Raw genomic sequence first — 24,726 nt, 5'->3', positions numbered from 1 at the left:
ACCGTGATCCTCGCAGCCGGAGCCGTCATCCTGCTCACCGCCGTCTGCCTGCTGGGCGTCGCCGTGATCCTGCCGGGCGCCCCCTCGGTGCCGCTGGACCGCCGTCGTCCGTTCGACACCGACCCGCCGTCCTCCCTGGCACGGTTCTCGCTGACCGCCGTCCGGTCCTTCGAACGGCTCCTGGCCGGGCGGAACCTCACCCTCTTCTCCCGCCCCCAGCTGGAGAACGCCGGGCTGCGCCTTAGCCAGGCGGAATTCCTCCTCCTGGTGGGGATCGGTGCCTGCCTTGGCATGCTGGTGGGAACTGTCGCCGTGGGCCCGCTGGTGGGGCTGCTCCTTGCCCTGCTGGCACCCTTCATCGGAAAACTCGTCCTCGGGTTCCTGGCCGGGAAACGCCGGACGGCCTTCGACGGCCAGCTCGGGGACACCCTGCAGCTCCTCTCCGGCGGCCTCCGTGCCGGGCACAGCATCCTGCGCGCCATCGACGCCGCGGCGGCCGAGTCGCAGAAGCCGACGTCGGAGGAGATGCGGCGGGTGATCACCGAAACCAGCCTGGGCCGCGACCTGCTGGCCGCGCTCAACGACACGGCGGACCGGATGAAAAACGAGGACTTCGTCTGGATTTCGCAGGCCATCCAGATCAATCGGGAAGTGGGCGGCAACCTGGCCGACGTCCTGGACCAGGTCAACGAAACCATCCGCGAGCGCGCGGAGATCAAGGGCCACATCAAGGCGCTGGCGGCGGAAGGCAAGTTCTCCGCCTACATCCTGATTGCCATGCCGTTCGGCATCGTGGCCATGCTGCTCACCGTGAGTCCCACCTACATGGACTCAATGTTCACCCACCCGCTGGGCTGGGCAATGATCGGCGCGTCCTTCGTCCTCATGACCATCGGCGCGCTGTGGATGCGCAAGATCATCAACCTGAAGTTCTGAGGAACCGTGAACGTCATCATCCTCCTCTCCATCCTCCTGGTCTCAGTCCCGGTGGCGGTCCTCGCCTGGTCCGCCCTCACCGTGGACAGGCAGGGCCGGCTGGCCGTCGGCGAGCTCCTTGGCCGGGGCGCCCCGTCCGTCACCGTGGCGCCGGAAACCAAGCCCGGGCTGCTCGAAGGCATCGGCCGCCGCCTCACTCCCCCTGCCTACGTGGCATTCCTTGACCGCCTGCTGGCCCTGGCCGGCCGCCCGGTCTCCATGCCGCTGGGCAAGGTGCTGGGGTCCAAACTCGCCATCGGCCTGGCGGGCATCACAGTCGGCATCTACCTGACCGCCATCGGTAGCACCCCCCTGATGAAGCTGTCAGGCCTTTTCGTCCTGTTCCTGGGCTACTTCATTCCGGACCTGCTGCTCTACAGCAAGGGGCAGGAGCGGCAGAAGGTCATCCAGCTGGAGCTTGCCAACACGCTGGACCAAATGCTGATCTCCGTGGAGGCGGGCCTGGGATTCGAGGGCGCCATGGCCCGGGCAGGCGAGAACGGGAAGGGCCCGCTGGCGGAGGAACTGGTGCGCACCCTGCAGGACATGCAGGTGGGCCGCAGCCGCCGCGAGTCCTACATCGCCCTGGCGGAACGGACCAACATCCCGGAGCTGCGGAGCTTCGTCCAGGCCGTGGTCCAGGCGGACACCTACGGAATCGCCATCAGCCGGGTCCTCCGGGTCCAGGCCAAAGTGATGCGCGTGAAGCGCCGCCAGCGGGCAGAGGAAAAGGCCATGAAACTTCCGGTGATGATCCTCTTTCCGCTCCTCTTCTTTATATTCCCCGTCCTCTTCATCGCCATCCTGGGCCCGGCCGTGGTCAATACGGTGATGACATTCAGCGGCCAGTGACAGGCACAAGGACCGCTGAAGAGTCGGTCAAGGTTTACACAGGTTCATCCGAAATAGGCCAACGAAAGAATTCCAGGAAGTAGCCTTGAACAATGCACAGTCCAGATTCCGGCTCCAGCAGCGAGGGCCTTTCTGCCGGCCCCTTGCCGGCCGGGATCAACGCGCCCAGCCTTTCCGCCCCCTCACAGGAAGCGGCCGGGCTCTTGCCGCTCGTTGACGCCGCCGTCCTGGACGAACTCGAAGACGAACTGGCCGGCACCGGGCTGGCCAGACGCTTCGCCCGTGACTATGCGGCCATGTGGGACCAGCGCTACACGCGCCTGGCGGCCGCCGTACACCGCCAGGACAGCGAGTCAGCGCTGGATGCAGTCATCAGCCTGAAGATCAGCTCCGCCATGGTGGGCGGCATGCGCCTTGCCAAGCTGGCGGAGCTGCTGGAAACCCTGATCCGCCTGGGCGACTTTGGCCAGGGAAAGGTCCTGATGGAGCGCGTGGCCAAGGACGGCGGACTGACCATCACCGAACTCCAGGCCACGTACATCCTGGAAACGGACTAGGCCTTTCCCGCCGGCCTTGCCGGTGCCAGCCGGTAGCCCACCCCGCGCACGGTCTGCAGCCACCGCGGCTGCACCTGGTCCTCCTTGAGCTTCCGCCGCAGGTTGCCGATGTGGACCTCGACGGCGCGTTCGTCCGCCTCGCTGATGTAGGTGTCCTCATCGTAAAAGTCGCCGCGCACCGCCTTCACCAGGTCCGCCCTGGTACACACGGCGCCGCCGCCTTTCAGCAGTACATGGAGAAGGTCGAACTCGCTGCGGGTGAGTGCCAGGGGCTGGCCGTTCACCTCCACGGTCCTGGTCCGGTGGTTCAGGACCAGGCCGTTGTGCTGCAGGACGGCCACGTCATGCGTCCGCGTTGCGGCGGCAGCGGGCGCGGACGCCCACGTGGCGGGTGCGGGCCTTTGTCCGGTGGCTTCATGCCGCGGCCGGCGCATCATTGCCGCAACACGGGCCCGCAACTCCCTTGGCCGGAAGGGCTTGGCAATGTAGTCATCAGCTCCGGCATTCAGCGCGGAGAGCAGGTCCGGCTCCTCGGTCCTGCCCGTCAGCATCACCACATAGGCGTTGCTGAAATGGCGGATCCTCCGGAGGACCTCAAACCCGTCAATATCCGGCAGGCCGATGTCCAGGGTCACCACGTTGGCCTGCTTGCTGCGGACCACCTCAACCCCGGCCCGCCCGTCACATGCTGTATGGACTTCGAAGCCGGCCTGGCTCAGGACCCCTTCAAGGAGGTTCCGAACGTCGGCATCGTCTTCGATGACCACAGCTACACCAAGATCGTCGTCCATTGCTATCCCCGCGCCAGGCGGATATGACCCCCCATCGGCCCAGCGCCAATGCCATATCCGCTCCAACCATTTATACGCTACTAGTAAGCCGGGCTGATCACATCTGATTCGACATTCATCTTCAAAAGTCAATTATCATGACAAGACATGTGCATTATCGGCTGGGAAAGGATGTGCATGACGGTGACCTGCAGGAATTCGGCACCAAAGGGGAACTTTGCCTCCATTGCCGGGGCGGGAGTGCTGAAAGGCTTCCATGGCTGATCCCCTGTTCCGGCGCGGTCCGCTGCGCTTTTTCCGGGAATTGGGGACCCGCGCACAAGTCGCACTTTGCCAGCTGCCGCTGACACTGGTGGTGGCTGCCCTTGCCGTGGCCACGCCGTTCGCCTGGCCAACGCTGCTGCACAATCCTTTTTACATGTCCGGCATTGTCCTGCATGCCGTCCTGTTCGCAGCCTGCTTCCTGGTTCCTTGGGAGCGCCTGCCGCACCAGCCTTACCTCCTCATCCCCGTCCTGGACTTCCTGGCCATCGGGCTGCTGCGCAACGGCGCCGCCCCGCTCCTTCCCGGCCTCGCTGTGCTGGTGGTCTTCCCGGTGATCTGGCTGTCCGCCTCAGGGATGCTGGCGCGGAGCAGCCTGGTGCTCAGCTTCACGGGCCCGATGCTAATCATGCTGCCCCCAGCGGCAGGACGGTTCCCCAATCTCACGGCCTCGGACATCACCCCCGTCCTCCTCTTCCCGCTGATGATGCTGGCCGTCTCGCTGGCCATCCGGTTCGCGAGCATGAACCTGCGGCTGCAGCAGCGCGAACTGGCCGAGAAGGACCGTGAACTGAGGCAACTCCTGCGCGAAAGCCGGGAACGGGAGAAGCTGCTGGAGACGGTGCTGGAAGCCACCGACGTCGGCATTGCCGCCGTCGACCGTTCCGGGCGCTTCCTTGTTGCGAACGACCGGCAACGCGACTTCCGCCGGGTAACGGGCGCCGACGACGCCGCCCCCGGTCAGGGGCACCAGCTGATCTTCGGTCCGGACAGGCGATCCCTGCTCCCGCCCGAGAGGCGGCCCATCAGCCGGGCAATGGCCGGTGAATCCTTCGCGGACTACTTGGTCTGGGCGGGCGAGGGACCGGAACAGCGGGCGATGTCCACCGCTGCCCGCCCGCTGGTGGGCGAGGACGGCAGCCTCACCGGCGCCGTGGTGGTCTACAGCGACGTCACCGGCTGGGTGGAGGCCCTGGCGGCCCACCAGGAGCTGATCTCCAACGTTTCGCACGAGTTCAAGACGCCCCTGAACTCCATCATCGGCAACGTGGACCTGGTCCTGGACGACGCCGCTGGCCTGCCGCCGGAGGTGGAACGGCGGCTCACTGTGGTGCAGCGCAATGCAGAGCGGATGCTGGCCCTCGTCGCAGACCTGACCGCTTCTGCGTCCGCAGCCCTGAACGTGCACCCGAAGCGCACGGATCTGGCCAGCCTGGTGGAAACCAGCATGGGCTCGGCGCAGGCCCAGGCCGAGCAGGCGCACATCAAACTCACCGCGGACGTTCCCTCGCCGCTGTGGGCCTACGCGGACCCCATCCGGATCGGCCAGGCGCTGGACAACCTGGTGTCCAACGCCATCAAGTACTCCCCCGACGGCGGCCGCGTCCGGATCAGCGCCAGCGCCGGCAGCGACTGGGTCCAGCTGAGCGTCAGCGATACGGGGATGGGCATGAACAGCGCCGACGCCGGCCAGGTGTTCCGGCGCTTCTTCCGCACTGACGCGGCGCGCGAGGCTGCCATCCCCGGCGCCGGCCTGGGGCTGTCCATCACCAAAATGATTGTGGAACGCCACGGGGGCAGTATCACTTGCGTCAGCGGCCAGGGCGAAGGCAGCACCTTTACGCTTACCCTGCCCGCTGACGGACCCCCGCCGTCCTTCTAGGCTGAGGCTACTCCCGCAGCGCCCTGGTGAGTTCGGCGCGTGCCAGCAGCTCGCCGTCGGACGGGTAGGCCACTTCCTCCAGGACCAGTGGGTGCGGCGCGGCCAGCACGGATTTCGCGTCACGTTTTTGGGCGAGCAGCCGTTCATAAAGCCAGCCTGGCTCCACTACTCCTTCGCCCACGTACAGCGCCGAACCCACCAGGGCACGGACCATGTTGTGGCAGAACGCGTCGGCCTGGACGGTGGCAACGATGACGCCGTCCTCCCCGCGTGCGAACTCGAACCGCTGCAGGTCGCGGATGGTGGTGGCGCCTTCCCTCGGCTTACAGAAGGCCAGGAAGTTCTGCAGTCCCAGCAGCTGGGCGGCGCCCTCGTTCAGCAGTGCGACGTCCAGCGGATTCTTGTGCCAGAGCGTGGAGTACCGGCCCAGCGGGTCCCAGAGGGCCGGGCCGTCCGCAATGCGGTAGCTGTAGCGCCGCCAAAGGGCGGAGAAGCGGGCGTCGAACCCCTCCGGCGCGGGCGCACCGCGGTGCACCTCCACTGCGCCGTGCAGGTCCCCCAGCACGCGGTTCAGCGCCCCGCGGATTCGCCGCATCATGGCGACAGCGGGATCCAGTTCGTGGCCGCGGGCCAGTCCCAGCCACTCTGCTTCGGAAAGGTCCAGGTGGACCACCTGCCCGCGGGCGTGCACCCCGGCGTCGGTCCGGCCGGCGACGGTCACCCGGACGGGACGCCGGATCAGCAGCTCCAGGGCTTCCTCGAGGACACCCTGGACCGTGCGCAGGCCCGGCTGCACGGCCCACCCGCTGAAAGGGCCGCCGTCGTACGAAAGATCAAGCCGGACACGCAAAAACCCGCCGCCCCCTAAAGCGGGGGCCGCGGGTTTTTGGTCGTTCATAGACCCAAGTCTATGCGAAGCCGGTCAGCGAATTACTTCGCGTCCTTCTCCTCGGCAGCGGGGGCCTCAGCCTCTTCTGCAGGAGCTTCCTCAGCGGCCGGAGCTTCTTCAGCGGCGGCCTCTTCGGTTGCAGCTTCTTCAGCGGCGGGAGCCTCGGTGGTCTCCTCAGCTTCGGGAGCTTCCTCGGCAGCCGGAGCAGCCTTGGCAGCAGCCTGGGTAGCCTCGGCAACGACGGCCTGCTTGGCGGAAACCGGCTCAAGAACCAGCTCGATGACAGCCATGGGAGCGTTGTCGCCCTTGCGGTTGCCGATCTTGGTGATGCGGGTGTAGCCGCCGTCGCGGTTCTCCACTGCCTGGGCAATGTCGGTGAACAGCTCGTGGACAACGCCCTTGTTGCTGATCAGGCCCAGGACGCGGCGGCGGGAAGCCAGGTCGCCACGCTTGGCGAAGGTCACCAGGCGCTCTGCGTACGGCTTCAGGCGCTTGGCCTTGGTCACCGTGGTGGTGATCCGCTTGTGCTCGAACAGGGAAGATGCCAGGTTCGCGAGCATGAGGCGCTCGTGAGCCGGGCCGCCTCCGAGGCGCGGACCCTTAGTGGGGGTAGGCATAATTGTTTCTCCTCATGTGGAAGCCGTGGGCGGCACACCATGGTGCTGCCCGCCGGCCAAGGTCTGGTTTAGAGTTCGTCGTCGCCGAAAGCGGCGTCGTCCTCTTCGATTGCTGCGGCGCGTGCTGCGAGGTCAAAACCGGGAGGCGAGTCCTTGAGGGACAGGCCCAGTTCAACCAGCTTTGCCTTGACCTCGTCGATGGACTTGGCACCGAAGTTGCGGATGTCCATCAGGTCAGCCTCGGAGCGGGCAACGAGTTCACCCACAGTGTGGATGCCCTCACGCTTGAGGCAGTTGTAGGAACGGACGGTGAGGTCCAGATCCTCGATCGGCAGTGCCATGTCTGCTGCCAGGGCAGCGTCGGTGGGCGACGGGCCAATCTCGATACCTTCAGCTGCGGTGTTCAGCTCACGGGCCAGACCGAACAGTTCCACCAGGGTGGTGCCTGCGGAAGCAACGGCATCGCGCGGGGCGATGGCCTGCTTGGTCTCGACATCGACAATCAGCTTGTCGAAGTCGGTGCGCTGCTCAACACGGGTTGCTTCCACGCGGAAAGTAACCTTCAGCACCGGCGAGTAGATGGAGTCGACCGGGATGCGGCCGATTTCTGCATCGCCGGACTTGTTCTGAGCTGCCGAAACGTAGCCGCGGCCGCGCTCGATGGTCAGTTCGAGCTCGAACTTGCCCTTCGAGTTCAGCGTGGCGATGTGCAGATCCGGGTTGTGGAATTCGACGCCGGCCGGCGGAGCGATGTCCGCGGCGGTGACGACTCCGGGACCCTGCTTGCGCAGGTAAGCCACAACAGGCTCGTCGTGCTCGGAGGAAACCGACAGGTTCTTGATGTTCAGGATGATCTCGGTGACATCTTCCTTGACACCCGGAACCGTGGTGAACTCATGCAGCACGCCATCGATCCGGATGCTGGTTACGGCAGCACCGGGGATGGAGGAGAGCAGGGTACGGCGGAGGGAGTTTCCGAGGGTGTAGCCGAAGCCCGGTTCCAGCGGTTCGATGACGAACCGGGAACGGTTTTCGGAGACTACCTCTTCGGAGAGGGTGGGGCGCTGTGCAATGAGCACTTAGGTTTCCTTTCGGCGAGCATCCGCTATATGACGCAACACAGGTGGTGGAAATTCGGTCTGAGACTTAACGCGCTGGGCTTGCCCGGACCATTGCTGGTCCGGGCAAGCTCCTGCTGCGGAAAAGAATTAGACGCGGCGGCGCTTCGGCGGGCGGCAGCCGTTGTGGGCTGCGGGGGTGACGTCCTGGATGGAGCCAACCTCGAGGCCTGCGGCCTGCAGCGAACGGATTGCGGTTTCGCGTCCGGAACCCGGTCCCTTGACGAAAACGTCTACCTTGCGCATGCCGTGCTCCTGCGCACGCTTTGCAGCGGCTTCGGCAGCCATCTGGGCAGCGAACGGGGTGGACTTACGCGAGCCCTTGAAGCCGACCTCACCAGAGGAAGCCCAGGAAATAACAGCGCCGGACGGATCCGTGATGGAAACGATGGTGTTGTTAAAGGTGCTCTTGATGTGCGCCTGGCCCAGCGCGATATTCTTCTTGTCCTTCTTACGCGGCTTGCGTACCGCGCCACGAGTCTTCGGGGGCATTTTTTCTCCTACAGAAAGTTATTGGGGAAAGGCCGTTAGCTGGGCCCACACTTGCGGGGTTCCCTGGAATCGCGCCAGCGATTCTAGGGGGCAAGTGGGGAGGATTTTAACGGGCCTTCTTCTTGCCGGCGACGGTACGCTTCGGGCCCTTGCGGGTACGTGCGTTGGTCTTCGTACGCTGACCGCGTACGGGCAGGCCCTTGCGGTGGCGCAGGCCTTCGTAGCTGCCGATTTCAACCTTGCGGCGGATGTCGGCTGCTACTTCGCGGCGAAGGTCACCCTCAACCTTGTAGTTGCCTTCGATGTAGTCACGCAGTTCAACCAGCTGGGCGTCAGTGAGGTCCTTAACGCGGACGTCAGCGCTGATGCCAGTGGCAGCCAGGGTTTCGTGTGCACGGGTCTTGCCCACGCCGTAGATGTAAGTAAGCGCAATTTCCAGCCGCTTTTCGCGGGGAATGTCTACGCCAGCGAGACGAGCCATAGTGGCAGTACTCCTTGATAAACCGGAGGTCGTAGGCAGTACACCCGCACGTTCCGTGCGGCCCCAGCCTCCGACCGGGGGTTAGCTGTCCGGACTCTGTCGAGCTCAATGTTCCAGATCAGCTTGTGCTGCCTTTATTTACTTGCGTGGGTTAGCAACCCAGGAATTCCCCGATAGAGGGAATTAGCCCTGGCGCTGCTTGTGGCGCGGGTTCTCGCAGATCACCATGACCCGGCCATTACGGCGGATCACTTTGCACTTTTCGCAGATCTGCTTGACGCTCGGCTTGACCTTCATGGCATTCCTTTGCGTGTAACAGTGGTCAACTGGAGCAGCAGCCAGTTCACACTGACGCCGCCCAGCAATTTACTTGTAGCGGTAGACGATACGACCACGGGTGAGGTCGTACGGGCTCAGCTCCACCACTACGCGATCCTCGGGGAGGATCCGGATGTAGTGCTGACGCATCTTTCCAGAGATGTGTGCCAGGACGATGTGCTTGTTGGTGAGCTCAACGCGAAACATCGCGTTAGGCAGCGCCTCGGTCACAACGCCTTCGATCTCAATGACCCCGTCCTTCTTGGCCATACCCTCCGCTAACTGTTGTTGCCGCAGCCCTGCCGGATTGCACCGGGCATTGCCACGAACGTTTTTGTTGGATCGATTGTCTGCTCCAGGACCCAAAAGGGCGCGGCAGTCCAGACAACCAACAAACAACACTACGCCATCGGGCCAAGAAAGTTAAATCCAGCCATGCTAGCGCATCTACCCGCTGTACGCACGGTAGTCACCGGCAGGAGTGCTGACCGGCTCGGCGCTGGCAATGCCGTCCAGGATGGCCAGGCGTACGACGTCGGCTGCCGCACTTTGCATCGTCACAAGACTGATCTGCCGGGCGGTTTCGTCCGAGCGGTCGAGTGCCACGGCACCAGTGGAAAGACAGAAGACAGTGTCCCCGTCAGCGAGGGTATGCGAAGGATTTAGTGCACGCGCGATCCCTGCATGCGAAGCAGCGGCTGTTCTCTTACACTCGGCAACATAGAGCACGGCGTTAGTCGCCACCACAACAAGAGTTGTGTTGAGCGGAGGTGGGACAACAGTCTCCTCAAGCACTGAGTGCTCAACGAACGGCAGGCCAAGAGCATTGACCACCGCCAGCGCCCCGACAACAACGCCTCTTTCCAGGGTCACGGACGCGGTACCCACCCCGCCCTTGAATGCCCGGCCGATGAGCGCGCCGGTGCCGGCACCCACGTTGCCGCGTCCGACGTCGTGCCCGTCATTCTCGGCAGCCGCCCCAGCCGCTGCCGCGTAGCCCATGTCCGGCGTCGGACGGGCTGAAAAGTCGCCGCCCCGGCCAAGGTCGAAAATCGCGGCGGCCGGGACGATGGGCACCACTCCCCCTGGGACGGCGAACCCCCGGCCGTTCTCCTCGCACCAGCGCTGCACGCCGGCGGCGGAGGCGAGGCCGTAGGCGCTTCCGCCAGTGAGGACCACCGCGTCCACCTGGCTGACAAGGCTGGTGGGATCGAGCGCATCCGTCTCATGGGTTGCGGGTCCGCCGCCCTGGACGTCAACGGAGCCGACCGTGCCCGCAGGGGGCAGCACAACGGTTACCCCAGTCAGCCAGCCCGCGCCCGTTTTGGAGACCTGCCCCACGCGTATACCCGGTACGTCAGTCAAAGAACCCATGCGCCAATTCTGCCTCCGCATGCTGCTTAGCCGCCGCAAGCGAGCCCTATTTACTTAAGCTATTGAATATCGATAGAATCAGGCTGTTGCTCGATAAGGGAGAGTTCATGGGAAAGCTGGCGGTCCTCGCGCTGCGCATCGTCATTGCGCTGGTTTTGGCTGGTTCACTGTTCGTCCAGGTGTGGATGGTGCCGCTGGTGTCCATCGACCTTCAGGAAGCCGGGGCCCCGGACGGGCTGCGCATCGCGTTCCTGGCGATTGTGGTCCTGGGGATCATCTGCGTACAGATCACGGCGGTATGTGTCTGGCAGTTGCTGACCATGGTCCGGCGGGGAACGGTCTTCTCCCACGCGGCCTTCCGCTATGTGGACATCATCTTCTGGGCTATCGCCGCGGCGGCCGTCCTTGTCTTCGGGATTGCCGTGCTGCTGACTCCCGGGGAAGTCGCGCCCGGCATCGTGCTGCTGATCTGCGGCGCTGCCCTGATGATTGGCGGCGTGGCACTGATTCTCCTGGTGCTCCGGACCCTCCTGGACCAGGCTGTGGCGCGTGATGCCGAGGCCAAGCACCTGCGCGACGAACTCGACGAGGTGATCTGATGGCCATCATCGTGGACATCGACGTGCTGCTGGCCAAGCGAAAAATGCCCGTGGGGGTGCTGGCGGAAAAAGTGGGCATCACCCCGGCCAACCTGGCGGTGCTCAAGAACGGACGCGCCAAGGCCGTGCGCTTCACAACGCTTGAGGCGCTGTGCGAGGTGCTGGAATGCCAGCCCGGCGATCTGCTCCGGTGGGAACCGGACAGCCGGGATGGCCAGTCCCCGGACACTCCCCCAACTAAGTAGCGGCTTAGGGGATCGGCACTGGGGTGACGCCGAGCGGGACAAGGTGCTCCGCGCCGCCGTCGGGTGCTGACAGCACCCAGATGCCCTTCTCGTGCACCGCCACGGAGTGCTCCCACTGGCAGGAGCGCTTGCCGTCGGTGGTGACCACTGTCCAGTCGTCCTCGAGCACAGCGGTTTCAATGCCGCCGCGGACCAGCATCGGCTCGATGGCCAGGCACAGGCCGGGCTTGATCCTGGGGCCGCGGTGGCTGGTGCGGTAATTCAGGACGTCGGGGGCCATGTGCATCTCGGAGCCGATGCCGTGCCCCACGTAGTCCTCCAGGATGCCCAGCGGCTTGCCGGGCACTGACGAGACGTAGTCGTCGATGGCGGCCCCGATGTCGCCCACATGCGTCCCGGTGGCCAGGGCTGCGATCCCCCGCCACATGGCCGCGCGGGTGACGTCGGAGAGCCGCTGGTCCTCCGAATCGGGTGTGCCCACGATGACGGTCCGGGCCGAGTCGGAGTGCCAGCCGTTGACGATCGCACCGCCGTCGATGGAGATCATGTCGCCGTCCTGCAGCACGCGGCTGCCCGGGATGCCGTGGACCACTTCCTCGTTCACGGACGTGCAGATGGTGGCAGGGAAGCCGTGGTAGCCGAGGAAGTTGGACTTGGCGCCGGCCTCGTTGAGCACGGCAGCGAAGACGTCGTCGAGGTGCTTGGTGGTGACGCCCGGCACGGCGGCGGCAACGGCTGCATCAAGGGCCCTGCTCAGGACCAGCCCGGCCTCGTGCATGGTGCGCATCTGGGCGTTGTTCTTGAGTTCGATGCGGGGCTGGCGGAAGCCCATGGTGTGTCCTTTCAAATGGCTGAGGCTCCTCCCCTGTTCCGGGAGGAGCCTCAGAAAAACGGTGCCTGGATCAGGCTGCTGCCTGTGCCGCCTTGATGGCCTGCATCACGCGGTCGGTCACGTCATCGATGGCGCCGATGCCGTCAACCTGGGTGAGGATGCCGCGCTCGGCGTACTTGGCCACCACGGCTTCGGTCTGCTCGTGGTAGAGGTCAAGGCGGTGGCGGATGACGGCTTCGTTGTCGTCGCTCCGGCCCGTTTCCTTGGCCCGGCCCAGCAGGCGGTGCACCAGTTCCTCATCGTCGGCAGTGAGCTGCAGGACGACGTCGAGCTTCTCGTCGCCCTTGGCGAGGATCTCGTCGAGGTAGTCCACCTGCGCGGTGGTGCGCGGGTAGCCGTCCAGCAGGAAGCCGTTTTCGACGTCGGCCTCGCTGAGGCGGTCACGGACCATCTTGTTGGTCACGCTGTCCGGAACGAAATCCCCGTTGTCCATGTACTTCTTGGCCTCGATGCCAAGGGGCGTTTCGCCCTTTACATTGGCGCGGAAGATGTCGCCGGTGGAGATCGCCACAACGCCGAGGCGCTCTGAAATCCGCTCCGCCTGCGTTCCTTTTCCGGAACCGGGAGGTCCAATAATCAGCATTCTCGTCATCGCAAAAGCCCTTCGTAGTGACGTTGTTGTAGCTGCGCATCAATTTGCTTTACGGTCTCCAGGCCAACGCCCACCATGATCAGGATCGAGGTGCCACCGAACGGGAAGTTCTGGTTTGCGTTGATCAGTACCAATGCCACCAGCGGAATCAGTGCAACGAAGCCCAGGTACAGGGCGCCGGGCAGGGTGATCCGGGAGAGCACGTACTGCAGGTAGTCAGCGGTCGGCTTGCCGGCGCGGATACCTGGAATGAAGCCGCCGTACTTCTTCATGTTGTCGGACACTTCTTCAGGGTTGAAGGTGATCGCGACATAGAAGTAGGTAAAGAAGACGATCATGGCAAAGTACAGAACCATATAGATCGGCTGGTCGCCGCGGACCAGGTTGTTGTTGATCCATTCGACCCACGGCTGGAGCTGCTCCCCCTGTTGCGGCTGGTTGAACTGCGCAATCAGGCCGGGCAGGTAGAGCATGGAGGAAGCGAAGATTACCGGGATAACACCGGCCATGTTCACCTTGATGGGAATGTAGGTGCTGGTGCCGCCCACGGTCCGGCGTCCGATCATCCGTTTGGCGTACTGCACCGGAACGCGGCGCTGTGACTGCTCCACGAAGACCACCAGTGCCACGGTCAGCAGGCCAATGGCGAGGACGGTGAAGAACGTGGCCGGTCCCTGCGAGGTCCAGATGGCACCCAGGGACGTGGGGAACGTCGCTGCAATCGAGGTGAAGATGAGCAGGGACATGCCGTTGCCCACGCCCTTCTCGGTGACGAGCTCGCCCATCCACATGATCAGGCCGGTGCCGGCCGTCAGCGTGATGATGAGCAGGATGGTGGTGATGACGCTGTCGTCAGGGATGATCGGTAGCGCACAGCCGGGAAGCAGCTGGCCCGACCGCGCCAGGGACACCAGGGTGGTGGCATTAAGCAGGCCCAGGGCGATGGTGAGGTACCGCGTGTACTGGGTCAGCTTGGACTGGCCCGACGCGCCCTCTTCGTACAGCTGCTGGAAGCGGGGAATGACCACCCGGAGCAGCTGGACGATGATGCTCGCCGTGATGTACGGCATGATCCCCAGGGCGAAGATGGACACCTGGAGCAACGCGCCGCCGCTGAACAAGTTGACGAGCTGGTACAGCCCGCCGGCCGTCTGACCGTTCTGCAAACATTGCTGGACATTCTGGTAGTCCACACCAGGCGAGGGAATGAAAGCACCCAAGCGGAAAATGGTGATGATTCCCAGCGTGAACAACAACTTGCGTCGCAGATCAGGCGTGCGAAAGGCCCGGCCAAATGCGCTAAGCAAGCGTCCTCCTGTGGTGTTTATAAGAGTGGTGTGATGGGGCCCAATAAATCCCAACAACCGAGTCTAACGGTTGGATGCGCCATGCGAACAATCCGGGGAAGCGCTGCTGCGCCGGATGGCGGGAAAAATACGGCCTGCGGATGTGAAAAACTCCCGATGACCGGGGCGTTGGCCCCGGTCATCGGGAGTTGAACAACGGGCTGTCGCCCACCGGCTCTAGAGAGCGGTGGTGCTTCCGCCTGCTGCTGCAATCTTTTCAGCGGCGCTGGCCGAGAATGCGTGGGCGGTGACGTCAACCTTGACGGTGATGTCGCCGGTGCCCAGCACCTTGACGGGCTGGTTCTTGCGAACGGCACCCTTTTCGACCAGGTTCTCCACGGTGACAGTGCCACCTTCGGGGAACAGCTCGTTGAGCTTGTCCAGGTTCACAACCTGGAACTCAACCCGGAACGGGTTCTTGAAGCCACGCAGCTTGGGCAGGCGCATGTGCAGCGGCAGCTGGCCGCCGGCAAAGCCAGCCTTCACCTGGTAGCGGGCTGCCGTACCCTTGGTACCGCGACCGGCGGTCTTACCCTTGGATGCCTCACCACGACCAACACGGGTCTTGGCGGTCTTTGCACCCGGGGCGGGACGCAGGTGGTGAACCTTCAGGGCGTTCTGCTTTTCAGCCTGAGCCTTTTCGTTCTCTGCCATTTACTTCGCCTCCTCTACCTTTACCAGGTGCGGAACCGTGTTGAGCATCCCGACGGTCACGGCGTCGGCGGTGCGGACAACAGTGTGTCCGATCCGCTTCAGGCCGAGGGACCGCAGGGTGTCGCGCTGGTTCTGCTTGCCGCCAATGGCGGACTTGATCTGAGTGATCTCCAACTGCGCGTCGGAGGGGACCAGGTTCTTAGCCATGACTAAACACCTGCCTTCGGAGCCAGGAGGGCCTTCACCAGTGCCTGCGGAGCGATCTCGTCCAGCGGCAGGCCGCGGCGTGCTGCCACGGATGCGGGCTCTTCGAGGCGCTTAAGGGCATCAACTGTCGCGTGGACGATGTTGATGGCGTTGGAGGAACCGAGCGACTTGGAGAGGATGTCGTGGATGCCCACGCACTCCAGTACTGCACGGACCGGGCCACCGGCGATAACACCGGTACCGGCGGAAGCCGGACGCAGCATTACGACGCCGGCAGCGGCTTCACCCTGAACGCGGTGCGGGATGGTGTTGCCAACGCGGGGAACGCGGAAGAAGGACTTCTTGGCCTCTTCAACGCCCTTGGCGATAGCAGCGGGAACTTCCTTGGCCTTGCCGTAGCCCACGCCGACCATGCCGTTACCGTCACCAACGACGACCAGTGCGGTGAAGCTGAAGCGACGACCACCCTTGACCACCTTGGAAACGCGGTTGATGGTGACAACGCGCTCTACGAACTGGTTCTTTTCGGCTTCACGGCCACCGTCGCGGCCGCCACGGCCACCGCGGTCGCCGCGGCCCTGGCCGCGGTCGCCACGCTCGCCACGACGGGCGCCACCACGGCGGTCGTCGGCAGCGGGGGCAGTGGTCTCAGCAGCTGCGGCTTCGGGAGCCTTCTGATCTGCAGACACAGTGTCCTTTTCCTTGTTTGCTTCGGTCACAGTGACAGCCCACCTTCGCGTGCACCGTCAGCGACGGCGGCAATACGGCCGTGGTACTTGTTACCACCACGGTCGAAGACAACTGCCTCGACGCCGGCAGCCTTGGCACGCTCGGCAACGAGCTCGCCAACGCGCTTGGCCTTGGCAGTCTTGTCACCGTCGAATGCACGGAGGTCGGCTTCCAGAGTGGACGCGCTTGCTACGGTCTGGCCAATGCTGTCATCGACAACCTGGACAAATACGTGGCGGGCGGACCGGTTGACCACCAGGCGGGGGCGAACGGCCGTTCCTGCAATGCGCTTGCGGATACGAAGCTGGCGGCGGCTGCGGGCGGCAGCCTTGCTCTTGTTCGTGCGCTTCTTGTTAATGGCGATGGCCATGGTTACTTACCAGCCTTTCCGACCTTGCGGCGGATAACCTCGCCGGCGTAACGGATGCCCTTGCCCTTGTACGGGTCAGGCTTCCGCAGCTTGCGGATGTTGGCAGCAACTTCGCCGACCTGCTGCTTGTTGATGCCTGAGACAGAGAGCTTGGTCGGTCCCTCTACTGCAAAGGTGATGCCGGCAGGAGCCGACACATTGACCGGGTGGCTGAAGCCCAGAGCGAACTCCAGGTCAGATCCCTTGGCCTGAACGCGGTAACCGGTACCGACGATTTCAAGCTTCTTCTCGTAGCCTGCGGTGACGCCCTGGATCATGTTGGCGATCAGGGTGCGGGTCAGGCCGTGGAGCGAACGGGAGGCGCGCTCGTCGTTCGGGCGGGTGACGGTCAGGGTGTTGTCTTCCAGGGCAACCTCGATGGGGCTGGCCACAGTGTGGCTCAGTTCGCCCTTGGAACCCTTGACGCTGACGACAGAGCCGTCAACCTTGACCTCAACGCCGGCAGGAACGGTGATGGGGAGACGTCCAATACGTGACATTATTCTCTTCCTTTCCCGTTACCAGACGTACGCGAGGACTTCGCCGCCCACGCCCTTCTTGCCGGCCTGCTTGTCAGTCAGGAGGCCGGAAGAGGTGGACAGGATTGCGATACCCAGGCCACCCAGCACGTGCGGCAGGTTGGTGGACTTCGCGTAAACGCGGAGACCCGGCTTGGAGATGCGGCGAACACCGGCGATGGAACGCTCGCGGTTCGGACCGAACTTGAGCTCGAGGGTCAGCTTCTTGCCGACCTCTGCGTCCTCTTCCTTCCAGCCGGCGATGAAGCCTTCGGCCTTGAGGATGTCGGCAACGCGAGCCTTGAGCTTGCTGTAAGGCATAGACACGGTGTCGTGGTATGCCGAGTTTGCGTTACGCAGGCGCGTAAGCATGTCTGCGACAGGATCTGTCATTGTCATGGTGGGCTCTTGCCCTTCCTCGTAACGGTTTCCGCCGTCTGCTTCTGATGAAGCCGGCGGCCGGACCTTTTACGTAGTAATTAAGCTTCGGTCTTGAACGGGAAACCAAGCGCCTTGAGCAGCGCGCGGCCTTCATCGTCGGTCTTGGCAGTGGTCACAACCGTGATGTCCATACCGCGGACGCGGTCGATCTTGTCCTGGTCGATTTCATGGAACATAACCTGTTCGGTCAGACCGAAGGTGTAGTTGCCGTTGCCATCGAACTGCTTGCCGCTGAGGCCGCGGAAGTCGCGGATACGAGGCAGCGCCAGGGTGACCAGACGGTCCACGAATTCCCACATGCGGTCGCCGCGCAGGGTAGCGTGTGCACCGATGGGCATGCCTTCGCGCAGCTTGAACTGTGCGATCGACTTGCGGGCCTTGGTAACCTGCGGCTTCTGGCCGGTGATCTGGGTGAGGTCGCGGACGGCGCCGTCGATCAGCTTGGAGTCCTTGGCGGCATCTCCAACACCCATGTTCACAACGACCTTGACGAGGCGGGGAACCTGGTTCACGTTCGCGTACTTGAATTCATCCTGGAGCTGGGCCTTGATGGATTCTGCGTACTTGGTCTTCAGACGAGGAACGATCTTCGTTGCCGGAGTCTCGAGAGTCTCAGTCATTAGATGTCCTTCCCGGTGCTCTTGGACACGCGGATGCGGACGGTCTTCGTGGCGCCGTCCTTCTCTACGGTGTCGAGGCGGAAGCCCACGCGGGTCGGCTTCTTGGTCGACGGGTCAACCAGCGCCACGTTGGAGATGTGGATCGGGGCTTCAACAACCTCGATGCCACCGGTCTTGGTGCCGCGCTGCGACTGACCGACCTTGGTGTGCTTGGTGACGCGGTTGATGCCTTCAACCAACACGCGGTTGGTGTCGGTGAAGACGCGCAGGACCTTGCCCTGCTTGCCGCGGTCGCCGCCGCGCTCAGCCTTGGCGCCAGTGATGACCTGGACCAGGTCACCCTTCTTGATCTTTGCAGCCATGGACTAGAGCACCTCCGGAGCCAGAGAAACGATCTTCATGAACTTCTTGTCACGGAGTTCACGACCAACCGGTCCGAAGATACGGGTACCGCGGGGGTCACCGTCGCCCTTCAGGATCACAGCTGCGTTCTCGTCAAACTTGATGTAGGAACCATCCGCACGGCGGCGTTCCTTCTTGGTACGGACGATGACTGCCTTGACAACATCGCCCTTCTTTACGTTGCCGCCCGGGATTGCATCCTTGACGGTGGCGACAATGACGTCACCGATGCCTGCGTAGCGACGGCCGGATCCACCGAGAACGCGAATGGTAAGGATTTCCTTAGCACCCGTGTTGTCGGCGACCTTGAGTCGCGACTCCTGCTGAATCACTATTTACTCCTTGCGTCGCGCCGGTTCTCAGACCGAAAATCTTCCTACGGAATGAGCCTTGCGGAACGGTTGATCGGGGTGTCTCTTGACCTGCCTGGATTTTGCCAGACCAGGCCTAAACGCCCGTGCCAGAAGCAGTTGCTCCCATCTGTCCAGGACGGATCCCGGGCGCACAGGGGCACTATGCTGTGGCACGCTTGTTTACGAGTTTGGTGAACGGCGCACGAAAGGCGCCATACAAACTCAAAATCCTAGCACAGATTGGCCTGTTCCCCATATCACCGCAGGCCGCTCCCCCGCAAGCAACACGACGTCACCACCAACGCTCTCCCACTTATAGTGCGCATTCTTCCAACGCCCTCTCACTTATGGCGGTTACCCCACCAACCCGGGCTCCCTCGCGTAAAGAAAGTGAGCGCGGCTCTGTCTGGAAGCAACCACAAGTGAGCGCGCGTCACAAGGAAAGGGACGACGGCGTCACGCACGGCAGTCTTTCGGCCCGCCGAAGGTGCCGCTCCCCCGCAAAGCCGCGGCACCTTCCGTCGTAAGCCCACCAGAAGCGTGCACCGCCTGACGCAGGGTTGCCTTAAACGAGGCAGCCCCCGCTCCCGGTGGGAGCAGGGGCTGCAACAGCGAAGCAGCAGGTGCTACTTGGCCTTCTCGAGGATTTCCACGAGCCGCCAGTTCTTGGTGGCGGACAGCGGACGGGTCTCGGCGATGACAACCAGGTCGCCGATGCCGGCGGTGTTGTTCTCATCGTGTGCCTTGACCTTGGAGGTACGGCGGATGACCTTGCCGTACAGGGCGTGCTTCACGCGGTCCTCAACCTGGACAACGATGGTCTTCTCCATCTTGTCCGAGACCACGTAGCCGCGACGCGTCTTGCGGTAACCGCGCTGCTCAGCCGTGGCTGCGGTAGCAGTTTCCGTCACGTTCTGGTCCTTTTCACTCACTTGGCATCCTCCTCGGTTTCAACCGTTTCAGCCTTCTCGGCCTTCTTGGTTGCAGCCTTCTTGGACTTCTTCTCTTCCTTGGCTTCCACAACCGGTGCGGCAACCTCGGCACGGATGCCCAGCTCGCGCTCACGGAGAACGGTGTAGATGCGGGCGATGTCCTTCTTTACCGCGCGCAGGCGACCGTGGTTCTCCAGCTGACCGGTGGCGGACTGGAAACGCAGGTTGAACAGCTCTTCCTTGGCCTTGCGGAGTTCTTCAACGAGACGCTCGTTGTCGAAACCGTCCAGCTTTGCGGGAGCCAGATCCTTGGATCCTACTGCCATTTCTATTCACCACCCTCGCGACGCACGATGCGTGCCTTCAACGGCAGCTTGTGGATTGCCAGGCGCAGGGCCTCGCGAGCTACCTCTTCATTGACACCGGCGAGTTCGAAGAGAACCCGGCCCGGCTTGACGTTGGCGACCCACCATTCGGGCGAACCCTTTCCGGAACCCATGCGGGTTTCGGCAGGCTTCTTGGTCAGGGGACGGTCCGGGTAGATGTTGATCCAGACCTTACCGCCACGCTTGATGTGGCGGGTCATCGCGATACGAGCGGACTCGATCTGACGGTTGGTGACGTATGCCGGGCTCAGGGCCTGGATGCCGTACTCACCGAACGAGACCTTGGTGCCGCCCGTGGCAGCGCCGGAACGACCCGGGTGGTGCTGCTTACGGTGCTTGACTCGACGTGGGATAAGCATTTAAGCCTGTCCTCCTTCTACTGCTGCAGCGGGTGCAGCCTCACCTGCCGGTGCTTCGGCAGCAGGAGCTGCGTCAGCGGCCGGACGGTCGTTGCGACGGCGGCGATCGCCACGGTCAGCGCCACCCGGGCGGCCCGGACGGTCGCCGGAGCGGCCGCGGGACGGGGCGGAAGCAGCCTGGGCGGCCAGTTCCTTGGCAGTGACGTCACCCTTGTAGATCCAGACCTTCACGCCGATGCGGCCGAAGGTGGTCTTGGCTTCGTAGAAGCCGTAGTCGATGTTCGCGCGGAGGGTGTGCAGGGGCACACGGCCTTCGCGGTAGAACTCCGAGCGGGACATTTCAGCGCCACCCAGTCGACCCGAGCAGGCGATACGGATGCCCTTGGCACCGGCACGCTGCGCGGACTGCATGGCCTTCTTCATGGCGCGGCGGAATGCCACACGCGAAGTCAGCTGCTCTGCAACGCCCTGGGCAACAAGCTGGGCTTCCATCTCGGGGTTCTTGACCTCGAGGATGTTCAGCTGGACCTGCTTGCCGGTGAGCTTTTCGAGCTCGCCGCGGATGCGGTCTGCTTCCGCTCCACGGCGGCCGATGACGATGCCGGGACGGGCCGTGTGGATGTCCACGCGGACGCGGTCACGGGTGCGCTCGATCTCGACCTTCGCGATGCCGGCGCGCTCCATGCCCGTGGACATGAGCTGGCGGATGCGGATGTCTTCGCGAACGAAGTCCTTGTACCGCTGGCCGGCCTTGGTGCTGTCAGCGAACCAGTGCGATACGTGATCGGTGGTGATGCCGAGTCGGAACCCGTGCGGGTTTACTTTCTGTCCCACTTAGCGAGCCTCCTCTTTCTCCGGGGTAGCGACTACCACGGTGATGTGGCTGGTGCGCTTCTTGATCTGAAATGCACGACCCTGGGCGCGCGGCTGGAACCGCTTCATGGTCGGGCCTTCATCAACAAACGCTTCGCTGATGATGAGGTCACCTTCGTCAAACGCCACGCCGTCGCGGTCCGCGAGGACCCGGGCGTTGGAGATTGCCGACTGTACTACCTTGAATACCGGCTCCGAAGCTGCCTGCGGGGCAAACTTCAGAATTGCCAGAGCCTCATTCGCTTGCAATCCACGAACAAGGTTGACGACGCGCCGGGCCTTCATAGGCGTTACGCGGATGTGGCGCGCAATTGCCTTGGCTTCCATTGCTTTCCTTCTCTCGTCTATGACGTAAGCGCAGGCGCCTAGCGGCGCTTGCCCTTACGGTCGTCCTTGACATGGCCGCGGAAAGTCCGCGTGGGAGCGAATTCGCCGAGCTTGTGCCCGACCATCGACTCAGTGACAAACACCGGGATGTGCTTGCGTCCGTCGTGTACGGCGATCGTGTGTCCGAGCATGTCGGGGATGATCATCGAACGGCGGGACCAGGTCTTGATGACGTTCTTGGTGCCCTTTTCGTTTTCCCTGGCTACCTTCACAAAGAGGTGCTGGTCAACGAAAGGACCTTTTTTCAGGCTGCGTGGCATGTGTCCAGGCTCCTATCGCTTGTTCTTGCCAGTACGACGGCGACGCACAATAAGCTTGTCGCTCTCTTTGTTGGGGCGCCGGGTGCGGCCTTCCCGCTGACCGTTCGGGTTGACGGGGTTACGACCACCGGAGGTCTTACCTTCACCACCACCGTGCGGGTGGTCAACCGGGTTCATGGCGACACCACGGACGGTCGGGCGAACGCCCTTCCACCGCATACGGCCGGCCTTGCCCCAGTTGATGTTCGACTGCTCGGCGTTGCCGACCTCGCCGACGGTTGCGCGGCAGCGCACGTCAACGTTGCGGATTTCGCCGGAAGGCAGGCGCAGCTGGGCGAAGCGGCCTTCCTTGGCAACGAGCTGGATGGATGCACCGGCGGAGCGGCCCATCTTGGCGCCGCCACCCGGACGCAGTTCAACTGCGTGGATAACGGTACCCACGGGGATGTTGCGCAGGGGCAGGTTGTTGCCGGGCTTGATGTCAGCGTTGGCACCTGCTTCCACGAAGTCACCCTGGGACAGCTTGTTCGGGGCGATGATGTAACGCTTGGTGCCATCAACGTAGTGCAGGAGCGCGATGCGGGCCGTACGGTTCGGATCGTACTCAATTTCGGCTACGCGGGCGTCAACGCCGTCCTTGTCGTGGCGACGGAAGTCGATCAGACGGTACTGGCGCTTGTGTCCGCCACCCTTGTGACGGGTGGTGATCTTACCGGTGTTGTTACGGCCGCCCTTCTTGGGCAGCGGACGTACCAACGACTTTTCCGGCGTCGACCGCGTGATTTCGATGAAGTCCGCTACGCTCGAGCCACGACGGCCCGGGGTAGTCGGCTTGTATTTACGGATTCCCATAATTTATTTCCTCGTTAAAGTGGTCTCCGCTACGAGAGCGGACCGCCGAAGATGTCGATGGTGCCTTCTTTGAGGGTGACAATCGCACGCTTGGTGTTCTTGCGGGTACCCCATCCGAATTTGGTGCGCTTGCGCTTACCGGCACGGTTGATGGTGTTGATCGATTCGACCTTGACGGAGAAGATCTTCTCCACGGCCAGCTTGATTTCGGTCTTGTTCGACCGGGGGTCCACCAGGAAGGTGTACTTGCCCTCGTCGATCAGGCCGTAGCTCTTTTCCGACACGACGGGTGCAAGCACGACGTCGCGGGGATCCTTGATGGTGGCTGCGCTCACTTGGCATCCTCCTCGTTCTTAGCTGCCTTGGCGGCAACGAATGCGTCGTAGGCAGCCTTGGTGAAGACAACGTCATCAGACACGAGAACGTCGTAGGTGTTCAGCTGGTCTGCGTACAGAACGTGAACACCGGCGAGGTTGCGCACGGACAGTGCAGCAACGTCGTTGGCGCGCTCGATGACAACCAGCAGGTTCTTGCGGTCGGAAACACCGCGGAGCGTTGCCAGTGCGGTCTTGGCCGAAGGCTTGTCGCCTGCAACCAGCTCAGAGACAACGTGGATGCGTCCGTTGCGGGCCCGGTCAGACAGTGCGCCGCGCAGGGCAGCAGCAATCATCTTCTTGGGGGTGCGCTGGCTGTAGTCACGCGGGGTGGGACCGTGGACAATGCCACCGCCGGTCATGTGCGGAGCACGGATCGAACCCTGGCGGGCGCGGCCGGTACCCTTCTGCTTGAACGGCTTGCGTCCTGCACCGGAAACTTCAGCGCGGGTCTTGGTCTTGTGGGTACCCTGGCGAGCAGCAGCGAGCTGGGCAACGACAACCTGGTGCAGCAGCGGCACGTTGGTCTGGACGTCGAAGATCTCTGCAGGCAGGTCAACCTGGACAGTGTTAGCCATTGAACTAGGCTCCCTTCACGGCGGTGCGTACGAGTACGACCTGGCCGCGGGCGCCGGGAACGGCACCCTTGATCAGGAGCAGCGACTTCTCGACGTCAACCGCGTGAACCGTCAGGTTCAGCGTGGTGTGACGAACGGCGCCCATGCGGCCGGCCATTTTCATGCCCTTGAAGACGCGGCTCGGGGTGGATGCACCACCGATTGAACCGGGCTTACGGTGGTTCTTGTGGGCACCGTGGGAAGCTCCAACGCCGTGGAAGCCGTGACGCTTCATAACACCGGCGAAGCCCTTACCCTTGGTGGTGCCTACGACGTCGATCTTCTGGCCGGCTTCGAAGAGCTCTACAGAGAGCTCCTGGCCCAGCTCGTACTCGGCAGCATCTGCGGTACGAAGTTCGACGACGTGACGGCGAGGCGTGACGCCTGCCTTTTCAAAGTGACCAGCCAGCGGCTTGGTGACCTTGCGGGGATCGATCTGGCCGTAGCCGATCTGAACGGCGACGTAGCCATCAGCTTCTGCGTTGCGCAGCTGGGTGATGACGTTCGAGTCTGCCTGGACCACAGTGACGGGGATGAGCTTGTTGTTCTCGTCCCAGACCTGGGTCATGCCGAGCTTCGTGCCCAGCAGGCCCTTTACGTTACGGGTTGCGGTCATAGTTTCTCAGCACCTCCCTACAGCTTGATTTCGATGTTCACGTCAGCCGGCAGGTCGAGACGCATGAGCGAGTCAACAGCCTTCGGCGTGGGATCGATGATGTCGATAAGACGCTTGTGCGTGCGCATTTCGAAGTGCTCGCGGCTGTCCTTGTACTTGTGCGGAGAGCGGATAACGCAGTACACGTTCTTCTCCGTCGGCAGCGGCACGGGGCCCACTACCGTTGCGCCTGCGCGCGTGACCGTCTCAACGATCTTCCGTGCTGAAACGTCAATGACCTCGTGGTCGTATGACTTCAGCCGGATGCGGATTTTTTGTCCCGCCATGTCGCCTGACTCTCTTTCAGTCTGTGCTTCCCCGGTTTAGGGCTGCCCTGTTCACTTTCCTGTTGTATGTGGCTGCCGAAGCATTTGAAGTCGTAACTACCACCCGCCGCACAAACTGAATCCGGATGGATCCGGGTTCCTCACCTTGCCGGCGTAACCGACCCCCGCGGTCGGGCGTGTCGCGCTCAACACGCATACAAATCCGCAATTCCATTGGGGTGGGTTATGTTTGGTCTTCAACTTGGACCCTGCATCCGGCATTATCCGGATCGGGACGCGAAGAAGCGCTTGAACAACTCATCTAGTATGCCGGAAATCCCCGGCAGATGCGAATCGTCCCTCGTGGGGC

38 protein-coding genes are annotated in these 24,726 nt (G+C 63.2%); 6 read left to right on the top strand and 32 right to left on the bottom strand.

The window, feature by feature from the left end; genetic code table 11:
• Window positions 1-3: 3 nt before the first annotated feature.
• The 3 genes from AC5RT3_RS01410 to AC5RT3_RS01400 all read left to right on the top strand — a co-directional run bounded on the left by AC5RT3_RS01410 (window position 4) and on the right by AC5RT3_RS01400 (window position 2,384).
• Window positions 4-936 carry a type II secretion system F family protein gene (locus AC5RT3_RS01410; RefSeq protein WP_494008915.1) on the top strand — a complete coding sequence of 311 codons (933 nt, stop codon included), beginning with the start codon at window positions 4-6 and terminating at the stop codon, window positions 934-936.
• A 6-nt stretch (window positions 937-942) separates the two neighbouring features.
• Window positions 943-1,827, top strand: a complete 885-nt coding sequence (locus tag AC5RT3_RS01405; RefSeq protein ID WP_494123314.1) for a type II secretion system F family protein — start codon at window positions 943-945, stop codon at window positions 1,825-1,827.
• A gap of 92 nt (window positions 1,828-1,919) precedes the next feature.
• Window positions 1,920-2,384, top strand: coding sequence for an Hpt domain-containing protein (locus AC5RT3_RS01400; RefSeq protein WP_494123313.1), 465 nt, complete (start codon window positions 1,920-1,922; stop codon window positions 2,382-2,384).
• Here AC5RT3_RS01400 and AC5RT3_RS01395 read toward each other — a convergent pair.
• The gene (locus tag AC5RT3_RS01395) at window positions 2,381-3,175 is read right to left on the bottom strand and encodes a response regulator transcription factor (RefSeq protein WP_494123312.1); all 795 of its coding nucleotides are present in this window, start codon (window positions 3,173-3,175) and stop codon (window positions 2,381-2,383) included. The genes AC5RT3_RS01400 and AC5RT3_RS01395 overlap by 4 nt on opposite strands.
• 256 nt (window positions 3,176-3,431) lie before the next feature.
• Here AC5RT3_RS01395 and AC5RT3_RS01390 point away from each other — a divergent pair, with 256 nt between their 5' ends.
• On the top strand, window positions 3,432-5,099 hold the full coding sequence (locus AC5RT3_RS01390; RefSeq protein ID WP_494123311.1) for a sensor histidine kinase: 1,668 nt from the start codon (window positions 3,432-3,434) through the stop codon (window positions 5,097-5,099).
• 7 nt (window positions 5,100-5,106) lie between these two features.
• Here the strand turns inward: AC5RT3_RS01390 and AC5RT3_RS01385 are convergent, their stop codons facing one another.
• The 8 genes from AC5RT3_RS01385 to AC5RT3_RS01350 form a co-directional block, all read right to left on the bottom strand.
• Window positions 5,107-5,997 carry a tRNA pseudouridine synthase A gene (locus tag AC5RT3_RS01385; RefSeq protein ID WP_494008920.1) on the bottom strand — a complete coding sequence of 297 codons (891 nt, stop codon included), beginning with the start codon at window positions 5,995-5,997 and terminating at the stop codon, window positions 5,107-5,109.
• Between the two features lie 32 nt (window positions 5,998-6,029).
• Entirely contained in the window at window positions 6,030-6,605 is a 576-nt protein-coding gene (gene rplQ / locus AC5RT3_RS01380; protein WP_494008921.1) for a 50S ribosomal protein L17, read from the bottom strand.
• 68 nt (window positions 6,606-6,673) lie between these two features.
• On the bottom strand, window positions 6,674-7,684 hold the full coding sequence (locus AC5RT3_RS01375) for a DNA-directed RNA polymerase subunit alpha (RefSeq protein WP_009358719.1): 1,011 nt from the start codon (window positions 7,682-7,684) through the stop codon (window positions 6,674-6,676).
• Window positions 7,685-7,813: 129 nt separating this feature from the next.
• Window positions 7,814-8,215: a 30S ribosomal protein S11 gene (gene rpsK, locus AC5RT3_RS01370; protein WP_018760435.1), complete on the bottom strand. Its 402-nt coding sequence runs from the start codon at window positions 8,213-8,215 to the stop codon at window positions 7,814-7,816.
• Window positions 8,216-8,321: 106 nt separating this feature from the next.
• A complete protein-coding gene (gene rpsM / locus AC5RT3_RS01365) occupies window positions 8,322-8,696 on the bottom strand; it encodes a 30S ribosomal protein S13 (protein ID WP_003803743.1) in 375 nt (124 codons plus the stop codon).
• 183 nt (window positions 8,697-8,879) lie between these two features.
• Window positions 8,880-8,993: a 50S ribosomal protein L36 gene (gene rpmJ, locus AC5RT3_RS01360; protein WP_009358722.1), complete on the bottom strand. Its 114-nt coding sequence runs from the start codon at window positions 8,991-8,993 to the stop codon at window positions 8,880-8,882.
• Between the two features lie 69 nt (window positions 8,994-9,062).
• Window positions 9,063-9,284 carry a translation initiation factor IF-1 gene (infA, locus tag AC5RT3_RS01355; protein ID WP_009358723.1) on the bottom strand — a complete coding sequence of 74 codons (222 nt, stop codon included), beginning with the start codon at window positions 9,282-9,284 and terminating at the stop codon, window positions 9,063-9,065.
• 177 nt (window positions 9,285-9,461) lie between these two features.
• Window positions 9,462-10,388, bottom strand: a complete 927-nt coding sequence (locus AC5RT3_RS01350) for a P1 family peptidase (RefSeq protein WP_494123310.1) — start codon at window positions 10,386-10,388, stop codon at window positions 9,462-9,464.
• A gap of 107 nt (window positions 10,389-10,495) precedes the next feature.
• Between AC5RT3_RS01350 and AC5RT3_RS01345 the strand changes: the two genes are divergently transcribed.
• Both AC5RT3_RS01345 and AC5RT3_RS01340 read left to right on the top strand, forming a co-directional pair.
• The gene (locus tag AC5RT3_RS01345) at window positions 10,496-10,987 is read left to right on the top strand and encodes a DUF2975 domain-containing protein (protein WP_494123309.1); all 492 of its coding nucleotides are present in this window, start codon (window positions 10,496-10,498) and stop codon (window positions 10,985-10,987) included.
• Window positions 10,987-11,232, top strand: a complete 246-nt coding sequence (locus AC5RT3_RS01340) for a helix-turn-helix domain-containing protein (RefSeq protein ID WP_494123308.1) — start codon at window positions 10,987-10,989, stop codon at window positions 11,230-11,232. The genes AC5RT3_RS01345 and AC5RT3_RS01340 overlap by 1 nt, the downstream gene beginning before the upstream one ends.
• Before the next feature lie 4 nt (window positions 11,233-11,236).
• On the opposite strand, the gene map is transcribed toward AC5RT3_RS01340, so the two are convergent.
• From map to rpsJ, 23 genes are all read right to left on the bottom strand, one after another.
• Complete coding sequence (map, locus tag AC5RT3_RS01335; RefSeq protein ID WP_494123307.1) at window positions 11,237-12,064, bottom strand: type I methionyl aminopeptidase; 828 nt, start codon at window positions 12,062-12,064, stop codon at window positions 11,237-11,239.
• A 70-nt stretch (window positions 12,065-12,134) separates the two neighbouring features.
• Window positions 12,135-12,707 carry an adenylate kinase gene (locus tag AC5RT3_RS01330; protein WP_494051350.1) on the bottom strand — a complete coding sequence of 191 codons (573 nt, stop codon included), beginning with the start codon at window positions 12,705-12,707 and terminating at the stop codon, window positions 12,135-12,137.
• Window positions 12,708-12,712: 5 nt separating this feature from the next.
• Window positions 12,713-14,023: a preprotein translocase subunit SecY gene (gene secY / locus AC5RT3_RS01325; RefSeq protein WP_494050996.1), complete on the bottom strand. Its 1,311-nt coding sequence runs from the start codon at window positions 14,021-14,023 to the stop codon at window positions 12,713-12,715.
• Between the two features lie 216 nt (window positions 14,024-14,239).
• The gene (gene rplO / locus AC5RT3_RS01320; protein WP_009358730.1) at window positions 14,240-14,716 is read right to left on the bottom strand and encodes a 50S ribosomal protein L15; all 477 of its coding nucleotides are present in this window, start codon (window positions 14,714-14,716) and stop codon (window positions 14,240-14,242) included.
• Window positions 14,717-14,923 carry a 50S ribosomal protein L30 gene (gene rpmD / locus AC5RT3_RS01315; RefSeq protein WP_009358731.1) on the bottom strand — a complete coding sequence of 69 codons (207 nt, stop codon included), beginning with the start codon at window positions 14,921-14,923 and terminating at the stop codon, window positions 14,717-14,719.
• 2 nt (window positions 14,924-14,925) lie between these two features.
• Entirely contained in the window at window positions 14,926-15,642 is a 717-nt protein-coding gene (gene rpsE / locus AC5RT3_RS01310; RefSeq protein ID WP_133345796.1) for a 30S ribosomal protein S5, read from the bottom strand.
• The gene (gene rplR / locus AC5RT3_RS01305) at window positions 15,639-16,022 is read right to left on the bottom strand and encodes a 50S ribosomal protein L18 (protein ID WP_133345794.1); all 384 of its coding nucleotides are present in this window, start codon (window positions 16,020-16,022) and stop codon (window positions 15,639-15,641) included. The genes rpsE and rplR overlap by 4 nt, the downstream gene beginning before the upstream one ends.
• Window positions 16,023-16,024: 2 nt before the next feature.
• Window positions 16,025-16,561, bottom strand: a complete 537-nt coding sequence (gene rplF, locus AC5RT3_RS01300) for a 50S ribosomal protein L6 (RefSeq protein ID WP_009358294.1) — start codon at window positions 16,559-16,561, stop codon at window positions 16,025-16,027.
• A gap of 18 nt (window positions 16,562-16,579) precedes the next feature.
• Window positions 16,580-16,978, bottom strand: coding sequence for a 30S ribosomal protein S8 (rpsH, locus tag AC5RT3_RS01295; protein ID WP_043454616.1), 399 nt, complete (start codon window positions 16,976-16,978; stop codon window positions 16,580-16,582).
• Between the two features lie 80 nt (window positions 16,979-17,058).
• On the bottom strand, window positions 17,059-17,640 hold the full coding sequence (gene rplE / locus AC5RT3_RS01290; protein WP_009358297.1) for a 50S ribosomal protein L5: 582 nt from the start codon (window positions 17,638-17,640) through the stop codon (window positions 17,059-17,061).
• On the bottom strand, window positions 17,640-18,002 hold the full coding sequence (gene rplX, locus AC5RT3_RS01285; protein ID WP_494050997.1) for a 50S ribosomal protein L24: 363 nt from the start codon (window positions 18,000-18,002) through the stop codon (window positions 17,640-17,642). Before rplX ends, rplE begins: the two co-directional genes overlap by 1 nt.
• Before the next feature lie 3 nt (window positions 18,003-18,005).
• Complete coding sequence (gene rplN / locus AC5RT3_RS01280; protein ID WP_009358299.1) at window positions 18,006-18,374, bottom strand: 50S ribosomal protein L14; 369 nt, start codon at window positions 18,372-18,374, stop codon at window positions 18,006-18,008.
• Between the two features lie 647 nt (window positions 18,375-19,021).
• The gene (gene rpsQ / locus AC5RT3_RS01275) at window positions 19,022-19,327 is read right to left on the bottom strand and encodes a 30S ribosomal protein S17 (RefSeq protein WP_009358300.1); all 306 of its coding nucleotides are present in this window, start codon (window positions 19,325-19,327) and stop codon (window positions 19,022-19,024) included.
• On the bottom strand, window positions 19,324-19,653 hold the full coding sequence (rpmC, locus tag AC5RT3_RS01270; RefSeq protein WP_009358301.1) for a 50S ribosomal protein L29: 330 nt from the start codon (window positions 19,651-19,653) through the stop codon (window positions 19,324-19,326). Before rpmC ends, rpsQ begins: the two co-directional genes overlap by 4 nt.
• Window positions 19,654-19,655: 2 nt before the next feature.
• Window positions 19,656-20,072, bottom strand: a complete 417-nt coding sequence (gene rplP, locus AC5RT3_RS01265) for a 50S ribosomal protein L16 (RefSeq protein ID WP_009358302.1) — start codon at window positions 20,070-20,072, stop codon at window positions 19,656-19,658.
• Window positions 20,073-20,906 carry a 30S ribosomal protein S3 gene (gene rpsC / locus AC5RT3_RS01260; RefSeq protein WP_009358303.1) on the bottom strand — a complete coding sequence of 278 codons (834 nt, stop codon included), beginning with the start codon at window positions 20,904-20,906 and terminating at the stop codon, window positions 20,073-20,075.
• A complete protein-coding gene (gene rplV / locus AC5RT3_RS01255) occupies window positions 20,907-21,272 on the bottom strand; it encodes a 50S ribosomal protein L22 (protein WP_009358304.1) in 366 nt (121 codons plus the stop codon).
• Window positions 21,273-21,310: 38 nt separating this feature from the next.
• Window positions 21,311-21,592, bottom strand: coding sequence for a 30S ribosomal protein S19 (gene rpsS / locus AC5RT3_RS01250; RefSeq protein WP_003803803.1), 282 nt, complete (start codon window positions 21,590-21,592; stop codon window positions 21,311-21,313).
• A 12-nt stretch (window positions 21,593-21,604) separates the two neighbouring features.
• Window positions 21,605-22,444, bottom strand: coding sequence for a 50S ribosomal protein L2 (gene rplB, locus AC5RT3_RS01245; RefSeq protein ID WP_009358305.1), 840 nt, complete (start codon window positions 22,442-22,444; stop codon window positions 21,605-21,607).
• Window positions 22,445-22,473: 29 nt separating this feature from the next.
• The gene (gene rplW / locus AC5RT3_RS01240; RefSeq protein WP_009358306.1) at window positions 22,474-22,779 is read right to left on the bottom strand and encodes a 50S ribosomal protein L23; all 306 of its coding nucleotides are present in this window, start codon (window positions 22,777-22,779) and stop codon (window positions 22,474-22,476) included.
• Window positions 22,776-23,396 (bottom strand): 50S ribosomal protein L4, encoded by a 621-nt coding sequence (rplD, locus tag AC5RT3_RS01235; RefSeq protein WP_133345792.1) that lies wholly within the window; start codon window positions 23,394-23,396, stop codon window positions 22,776-22,778. Before rplD ends, rplW begins: the two co-directional genes overlap by 4 nt.
• 4 nt (window positions 23,397-23,400) lie before the next feature.
• Window positions 23,401-24,051 carry a 50S ribosomal protein L3 gene (rplC, locus tag AC5RT3_RS01230; protein ID WP_133345790.1) on the bottom strand — a complete coding sequence of 217 codons (651 nt, stop codon included), beginning with the start codon at window positions 24,049-24,051 and terminating at the stop codon, window positions 23,401-23,403.
• Window positions 24,052-24,068: 17 nt separating this feature from the next.
• Window positions 24,069-24,377 carry a 30S ribosomal protein S10 gene (rpsJ, locus tag AC5RT3_RS01225; RefSeq protein WP_003803825.1) on the bottom strand — a complete coding sequence of 103 codons (309 nt, stop codon included), beginning with the start codon at window positions 24,375-24,377 and terminating at the stop codon, window positions 24,069-24,071.
• Window positions 24,378-24,726 lie beyond the last annotated feature (349 nt).

The organism is Arthrobacter sp. Y3221159 (assembly GCF_059089885.1).
Note: the sequence above shows the minus strand (reverse complement) of the source record. Positions and strands in the feature narration are given on the sequence as shown.